Origin of the sequence: Sulfuricurvum sp., from assembly GCF_023250475.1 — a bacterium.
GTDB lineage: Bacteria > Campylobacterota > Campylobacteria > Campylobacterales > Sulfurimonadaceae > Sulfuricurvum.
In genome coordinates, this window is the sequence record NZ_JAHFAQ010000104.1 from 1 (window position 1) to 7755 (window position 7755).

General features: G+C 46.0%; 7 protein-coding genes. All 7 read right to left on the reverse strand.

Going from position 1 to position 7755, the window contains the following annotated elements; all coding sequences use genetic code 11:
- Positions 1 to 979 (reverse strand): flagellar motor switch protein FliG (fliG, locus tag Q0C19_RS09410; RefSeq protein WP_295055394.1); only part of this gene is annotated, 979 nt, incomplete at its 3' end.
- Between the two features lie 9 nt (positions 980 to 988).
- Positions 989 to 2707 (reverse strand): flagellar basal-body MS-ring/collar protein FliF, encoded by a 1719-nt coding sequence (gene fliF / locus Q0C19_RS09415; RefSeq protein WP_295055396.1) that lies wholly within the window; start codon positions 2705 to 2707, stop codon positions 989 to 991.
- A 12-nt stretch (positions 2708 to 2719) separates the two neighbouring features.
- Positions 2720 to 3814 carry a histidinol-phosphate transaminase gene (gene hisC / locus Q0C19_RS09420; protein WP_295055398.1) on the reverse strand — a complete coding sequence of 365 codons (1095 nt, stop codon included), beginning with the start codon at positions 3812 to 3814 and terminating at the stop codon, positions 2720 to 2722.
- Positions 3811 to 4893, reverse strand: a complete 1083-nt coding sequence (gene pheA / locus Q0C19_RS09425; RefSeq protein ID WP_295055400.1) for a prephenate dehydratase — start codon at positions 4891 to 4893, stop codon at positions 3811 to 3813. Before pheA ends, hisC begins: the two co-directional genes overlap by 4 nt.
- Positions 4890 to 5669, reverse strand: coding sequence for an HAD-IIA family hydrolase (locus Q0C19_RS09430; RefSeq protein WP_295055402.1), 780 nt, complete (start codon positions 5667 to 5669; stop codon positions 4890 to 4892). The genes pheA and Q0C19_RS09430 overlap by 4 nt, the downstream gene beginning before the upstream one ends.
- 8 nt (positions 5670 to 5677) lie before the next feature.
- Positions 5678 to 6880: a diaminopimelate decarboxylase gene (gene lysA / locus Q0C19_RS09435; protein WP_295055404.1), complete on the reverse strand. Its 1203-nt coding sequence runs from the start codon at positions 6878 to 6880 to the stop codon at positions 5678 to 5680.
- A 16-nt stretch (positions 6881 to 6896) separates the two neighbouring features.
- Positions 6897 to 7755, reverse strand: an 859-nt coding sequence (locus Q0C19_RS09440; RefSeq protein WP_295055406.1) for an LptF/LptG family permease, incomplete at its 5' end; no start/stop codon positions are given.

Consider the following 7755-nt stretch of genomic DNA (forward strand, 5'->3'; position numbering starts at 1 on the left):
CGGCCAATGCCTGAACGGCATCAACGATTTTACGCTGCGCCCCCTCAACCTCTTTCATCTTAACGGCACCCAAAAACTGGAGCTCCTCGACAAAAGCATCTTTCGCACGTTGGGACATATTGGCATAAAACTTCTCTTTTAGCTCTTCAGCGGCATTTTTCAATGCCAGCATAAGATCGTTCTTATCGACCGCTTTGAGGATTTCTCGGATGCTGTTTCCGTCAAGATCAACCATATCTTCGAACGTAAACATCATCTCTTTGATCGATGCGGCCAGTTCCTGATCGAGTTGTTCGATTTGGCTGAGGGTCGCTTTGGACGCTTTCGCACCCAAACGGTTGAAGACGTCTGCCACGGCGCGCGGTCCACCCACTTCGACTTTGTAGCTTGCAAGAGATTCAAGTTTGGATTCGAGGACGGCACTCACCCGTTTAATAATCGACGGAGAGATGTCCCCGAGTTTGGCCATACGCATCGCCACTTCGGCACGCAGATCATCGGGGAAGATATAGAGGGTCTCTGCGGCCGCGGAAGGGTCCATATGGGCCAAAATCAAGGCGACGGTCTGAGGATGCTCGTTTGTAATAAAGTCGGCAAGCTGCTGCGGTTTGATTTTGGAGAGGTAGGCAAAATTCTGAGAACCTTGCATGGTTTTGCTCAACCGTTCCAATACCTTCTTAGCCTCTTCGGGTCCTAACGCTTTGTAGAGGATCTCCCGTGCGTAGTCCATACCGCCCGTGTTCAAATACTGATTGGATTGAATAATCGCATAGAATTCTTCGAGAACGGCAGCTCCGATATTTTTCTCAATAGAACGGTTATTGGCAATATATTTGGAGACTTCGGTAATCGCTTCGACATTCATCCGCGAAAAAATAGTGGCAGTGACATCTTCACCCAGCTGTACCAACAAAATAGCTATTTTTTGTGACATACTCATTTCGTCAAAATTAGCTTGTTGGGACTGTGTTAAAGTCATTTACCCCTCCTAACGCTTATGTGGACTATCGGCGGGTACCGATTCTTCATCGATCAAGGCTTGAATCAACGAAGCAATCTCTTCAGGATGGTCTTCCGCAATTTCACGCACTTTTTCTAATAATACGTCGTATTTAAGCTCATCCTCATTGAAGTTATCACCCAATCCGAGCTGATTTTCCACTTTTTTACGCATCAATTGCACTTTTTCCGCTAAATCTTCATCTTCATCATCGGCAATCTCCAAATTCGGCTTCTCGAATTCTTCCTCTTCGCGGCTGAATTCTAGCATACGTTCGGCAAAAGGGATAATGATCTTTTTATACGCTACAAATAAGATGAGGGCAACTAGGATATATTTGAAAACCGGAGCAAAGGGAGTAATATAGGTTGCAATAAAAGTTGATGCTTTGGAAGCACCGTCTTTTGGCTGATTTCCCTCTTTTGATGCCTGAAACTCAAAGTTTCGCACCGTCACCTGATCACCGCGCTGTTCGTCAGCTCCGATAGATTGCTTAACCAATGCATCAATTGCCTGAATCTGGGTTTCATCCAAGGCAACGTACTGCACCTCTTCTGTAGGTTCGCCCGCCGCATCTTTTTTCGGTTCATACTTACCGTCGACGACAACCGCAGCCGTCATCCGTTTAATACGGGCAAACTCCATCTTGGTCGTTGAGACCGTTTTAGAAACTTCGTAATTTGTCGTTCCGGTCGTTTTCTCGAATTTTTCTCCGCCGCCGCCGGCAAGCCCTTCGACAGGTCCGATATTGCTGACAGCACCCGGCACTCCCCCCACTTGCGGAGCGGTTGCGCCGTCACGTTTCTCTTCGGAAGTTTGTTCACTCCGCACTACGTTTTCAGGATCGAATTTTTCCGACGTCGAACTCTGTTCTGAAAAATCGTACTCGATCGTCACTTTGGCAACAACACGATCTTTTCCGCCGATAAAAGGGGCAAGAACATTAATGATTTTCTCTTCTTGTTTTTTCTCTTCTTTGGTTTTATACTGCTGTTGCATACCAGAGAGTTCACCCATTGCCGATGCCGCATCGTCATCTCCGAGGGTTTCCCCCTCAGCATTGATCAAAGCGACATTTTCGGGAGTGAGTTTCGGAACCGCTGCCGCTACAAGCTTTTTAATACCCCTAATCTGTTTAGGGGTCAATTTTCGATCCGCCTGCAACTGAACCATAACGGAAGCGGAAGGGGGTACTGCTTCTTCAACAAACAATGTCTCTTTGGGAAGCGCCAAGGAGACGCTCGATTTTTCAACCGGCTCGAGAGAATCGATGGATCGGGCCAATTCCCCCTCCAACGCGCGGCGAAACTTTACCTCTTGATCGAAATTCGTTGCACCGAACTCTTGCTTGTCAAACAGTTCAAATCCGACATGCCCCTCTTTTGGAATTCCCATCGACGCCACGGTAATACGCTCTTTATACACAACATCTTTGGGGACTTCAATCACATTTTCGCGCGGGATACGGTAAGGAATCTTATCTTTTTCGAGCTGATCGATGACCTTTGCCGAATCTTCCGCACTCAGTTGTTCGAAAAGAACCTGATAGCCGTCATTGTCTGCCTTCTTCCCTTCGGACGTATAAACGACCAAAAAAATCAAAAAGGCTATAATCCCGGTAACCGCCGCCCCGATAATAGCCTTTTGAGCTTGGGTAAGCTTTCCGAAAAAAACAACGAGTTGCGAAAAAAGGGTCTTAAAATCCATTGTTACCTATTTTTATACTAAAGAATCAGTGAGTTCAAAAAATCGATCGTTTTGAATCCGGGTTCCGATTGTAACGCGAATAGCGTTCAATCCGTAACTGCTTAAATCACGTACAATCATACCCTTTTTTAACAGTTCTTGCGCAATTTTCGATGAATTTTTTTCTTCAGGAAGTAATAAAGTGACGAAATTGGTATAACTTTCAATCACATTGATCCCCTTAGAACGTGCAAACTCTTCGTAACGATTCATTTGAATAAAGTTGTCCGCGATACATTCTTGAACAAACGCTTCATCTTCCAATGCCACGGAAGCCGCTTCAAGAGAGAGGGTTGTAACGTTAAACGGCGGACGGACTTTATACAGAGCTTCAATGATAGATGCTTGGGCAATTCCATACCCTACCCGCATTCCGCCCAAACCGTACGCTTTTGAAAACGTCCCTAAAAAGAGAACATTGTTAAAACGCTCAACTAAATCACGCGGTTCAACTGCGTATGCCGAATCTTTAAAACGGGCATACTCCATATAGGCTCCATCGACGATTACCAATGTGTCACTATCCACTTTTTCGATAAACGAAATCATCTCCGCCGCATCAAGCCCATCGCCGGTAGGATTATTCGGGGTACAGAGAAAAATTATTGCGGGTTTGTGTTCAGTATAGAGGGCAAAAAATTCATCCATCTTATGTTCGCGTGACTCGGTGCGGAGTATTTGCGCCCCGACTTGTTTGGCATAAATCTCATACATCGCAAACGTCACACTGTTCATCAACACTTTGCTTCCGCTGTGCGCTTTGGCATGGATCGCAAATTCAATGACCTGATCGCTTCCCGCGCCGATGATCAACTCGTTGGTTTTAATGCCGTATTTATTCGACAAAGCGGTTTTAAGTTTTACCATCGAATCATCCGGATAAAGTGCCATATTGTCGATAATGGAGCGTACCGCTTCTTTTACTTTCGGCGAGCATCCGAAAGGATTTTCATTGCTTGCCAATTTCACGATTTGATCTTTATCAATGCCGTATTCGCGTACCACTAATTCGATCGGTTTTCCCGCTTCATATATTTTAATACTCTCTAATGCGCTGTTGAATTTCATAACTCTCCCTTAACGTAGCTTCCCAGCCATGTCACTTCATCGACATGTTTCTGAACTAATGATTGAATTTTAGGCTCATCGATGTGACCGAAAAAATCGATAAAAAACCAGTATCCGAAGCCGTCATTATCTCTGGAGGGGCGGCTTTCGATTTTGCTGAGATTGATATCAGCATTGTTAAAATCTTCGAGGAAGTGGACCAACGCCCCTGCTTTTTGGGCATCTTTCAGACGGACCAAAATAGAAGTTTTATCTTCGCCGCTCATGCCGTTTTTAAAATCACTGAGGATAAAAAAACGGGTCGCATTGTTTTGGGTATCTTCGATGTTTTCAAACAGGGTCGGAACGCCGTAGAGTTTAGCGGCGATGTGAGAACATATCGCGGCAGCTTCGGGATCTTTGGAGGCTAAAATAGCCGCTTTTGCCGTTGACTCGACCGGAATATGTTCAATTGTATCCAAACCGTGCTCAGCTAAAAACTCTCTGCATTGGCCAAACCCTTTGTCTTTGGAATAAATTCTTTTGATGTGGTGAATTTGTTCCGCTTTCGTAGCGAATGCCATATGAATCGGCATATACAACTCGGCAACGATCTTAACGCTGCTTTTACCGAGGAGATCAAGCGTTTCTCCGACTACACCGTCTCGGCTGTTTTCGATCGGAACGACACCGAATTTGGCACGGCCGGCTTCAAGTGTTTTAAAGACCGCTTCAATCGAACCAAGAGAGAGATAATCGCTCATCGCTCCGAAACGAGATTCCGCCGCCTGATGGGTAAAACTCCCCTCCGGCCCCAGATACGCAATCCGCTCGGGGAGCTCAAGATTGCGGGAAACCGCAAAAATCTCTAAAAACACCGCTTCAATCGCCTGCGAGTTCAAAAGTCCCCCGGACGATTCACTGATCTTGGTCAAACGGTCAATAATGGCTTTCTCACGTTCGGGACGATAGATTGCACCATTATTCTCATGTTTGATCTCACCGACACGGCGAACAACCTCCATTCGGCGATTTAAAAGCGCTACGACTTCATTATCAATCTCATCAATACGTGCTCTGCACTCTTCTAAAGTATTCATAAACTCTCCAATATCCCTTGCATATCCGGATAAATTTCTGACGGCCGATCATGAGGTTTCAAGGAGGGGATAATTTCATCCGCATTCCGATACTTGCCGCTGAGGACAAAAATCCCTTTCATCCCCAAAGCCTGTGCGCCGACAAGGTCCCCCTTGACGTCATCACTGATGATGGTGACATCACTAAACTGCACCCCTGCTTTTTGCATAGAGAGGCGAGATAGAGCCTCCTCAAAAAACGGGATACTCGGCTTTCCGACAACGGTATAGGGGGCTGATGTCGCAAATTCCAACATTTTTAAAATCGCCCCCACACCGGGATAGCGCTTATGATTTTTGACGTACAGCGTTGTTTCATGCATACCGACAAGTGCCGCACCCAAAAGGAGAAATTCAATCATCTGGGCATATTCATCCGGCTGAAAATTCTCTTTAATCGCCACCAAAACCACATCCGGCGACGTATATTCAAGACGATACCCCATAGAACGTACAACCTCCAAAAACGGCTCCGATCCGTATGCGGCTATTTTTTGAGACTTCCCGATATGGCCTTCAAGCATCATTAACGGGTCAAGATAGTGTTCGCGGGGGATATTCAGTCCGATAGAGTTCAAATAGCCCAAGAACTCGTCACTCGGATTTTTAGTACTGTTGGTAATGACCATATAGGGTATTTGACGGGCATTGAGGTAGTCGATAAAAGCAACCGCTCCACGGGTAGGGAGTTTGGTATTATCTTCGATCAACGTCCCCTGCACATCAATAAAATACATCCTCAATCCTACAGATACTCACGCTCTAGCGCGATGACGTCTTCAAAAGTTTCGCGGCGCCGAATAAGCCGCTCTTTCCCTTCTTCAACCGCAACTTCGGCTGATCGTCCCCGGGTATTGTAATTGCTGCCCATCCCGAAACCGTAGGCTCCGGCACTGTGGACGACCAAAAGATCATTGTGTTCCATCATCGGAAGGGGATAGTTTTTGGCCAAAAAGTCGCCGCTCTCACACACCGGGCCCACCACATCGGCGACACTCTCTTCGCCGCTCTTGTCCAACGCTTCGATACGGTGATACGCCTTATACAGACTCGGACGGATCAGATCGTTCATCGCCCCATCCACCATCACGAAACGTTTTGCCCCGTTGTTTTTCTCATACAAAACTTTCGTCAAGAAATATCCGGCGTTTGCAGTGAGAAAGCGTCCCGGTTCACAAATAATCGTAACATCAATCCCTTTGAGCGCCGAGAGGATCGCCTGGGCGTAATCGTACGGTTCAATCGTCGTCTCATTATCGTATCGAACGCCCAAACCTCCGCCGATATCGAAGAATTTCAACTCAATGTCGATCGCCTGCAAAGAACGGAGCAAATCGGCAACAATCACCGCCGCTTCATAAATCGGTTCCAACTCGGTCAGCTGGCTTCCGATATGAAAATGGATCCCTACCGGATCAAGATGATCGGAATTTTTCGCCTGAATATACATCCGTTTCGCCGCAACGATCTCAACACCGAATTTGTTGTCATGCAAACCGGTTGAAATATACGGATGGGTTTTCGGGTCAATATTCGGATTGACGCGGATACTGATACGCGCTTTGGCACCCAATTCACGGGCAATCATCTCAACACGAGAGAGTTCCGCTTCACTCTCGACGTTGATGTAGAGGATATCGCTTTCAATCGCTTCACGGATCTCATCATCCCGTTTACCGACGCCGCTGAAAAGTATGCGGTATTTCGGAACTCCCGCCATCAATGCACGGCGAACTTCTCCGATGGAAACACAATCGGCACCCGAACCCATTTGGGCGAAATGTTTCACCACACTGAGATTGGAATTGGCTTTGACGGCATAGGCCAAAATCGATTTACGACCTCGGAACGCCTCTTTTAACGATTCAAACTGCGTTTTCATCGCATCAAAATCATACACGTACAATGGTGTTCCGTACGTTTGTGCCAGAGCTTTAAAATCGATCACCCTAAATCCTCGTTGATTAGTTTTGTCGCGATTTTACCCTAACTCTCCTTAGGGGATTTCCAAGTCGCCATACCATGACCCCAAAGAGGAATCCGATAGGGACAATAATACCGATTTCGGGAGAGAGCGTTTTATTATTGGAGAGCTCACCCAGCATAAATAAAAGCCCCCAAACCATCAAGGTCGCCAAAATAGCACCGAAACTAAAAAGGGAGAGATTTAAAAATCGGCTGCTTACCGGTGTATAGGTAAAAAAGATAACCATTAACAGCGGAGCGAACCACGGAGTGATAAACATCCGATACATTCCGCTCATAATTTTGGCTACGTCCACATTCTGATTTTTCAAAAGGCTCAACGCTTCAAATCCGTCCGTGATTGTAAAATTGACTTTCCCCTCATACACTTGATCTAAAATTTTGGGTTTAAAATCATGCAGTACTTTGAGGTTATCCTTATCTTCGGTTACAATCCCTAATGCTTTGAGATCAAAACCCTCCGGCGGACGTATCAGATGGGCTTTGTTAATATTCCAATACCCGTTAGCGTATACCGCTTCAGGGGCACTGAGCGCCTCGGTTAAGTGCCCTTTGTCAAAGGTAAAAATTCGGATATCCTCCGCCCGTTTGCTCAGCGGATACAAATTACCGAAATAGATATAATTTCCCTCATGGGTAAAAAATAGATTACTGGTGGGGCGGATGAATTCAGACGTATCACGAAGATTATCGGCGAACTCGTTTGCACGGGCAAAATTGGTTGCGTGCAATCCGATATAGATAGTGATTAAGATTGTTGTCATGGTTAAAAACGGTGCTAATATACGAACCTTTGAATACCCGATTGAGAAATAAGCGACCAGCGCGTTTGAGCGG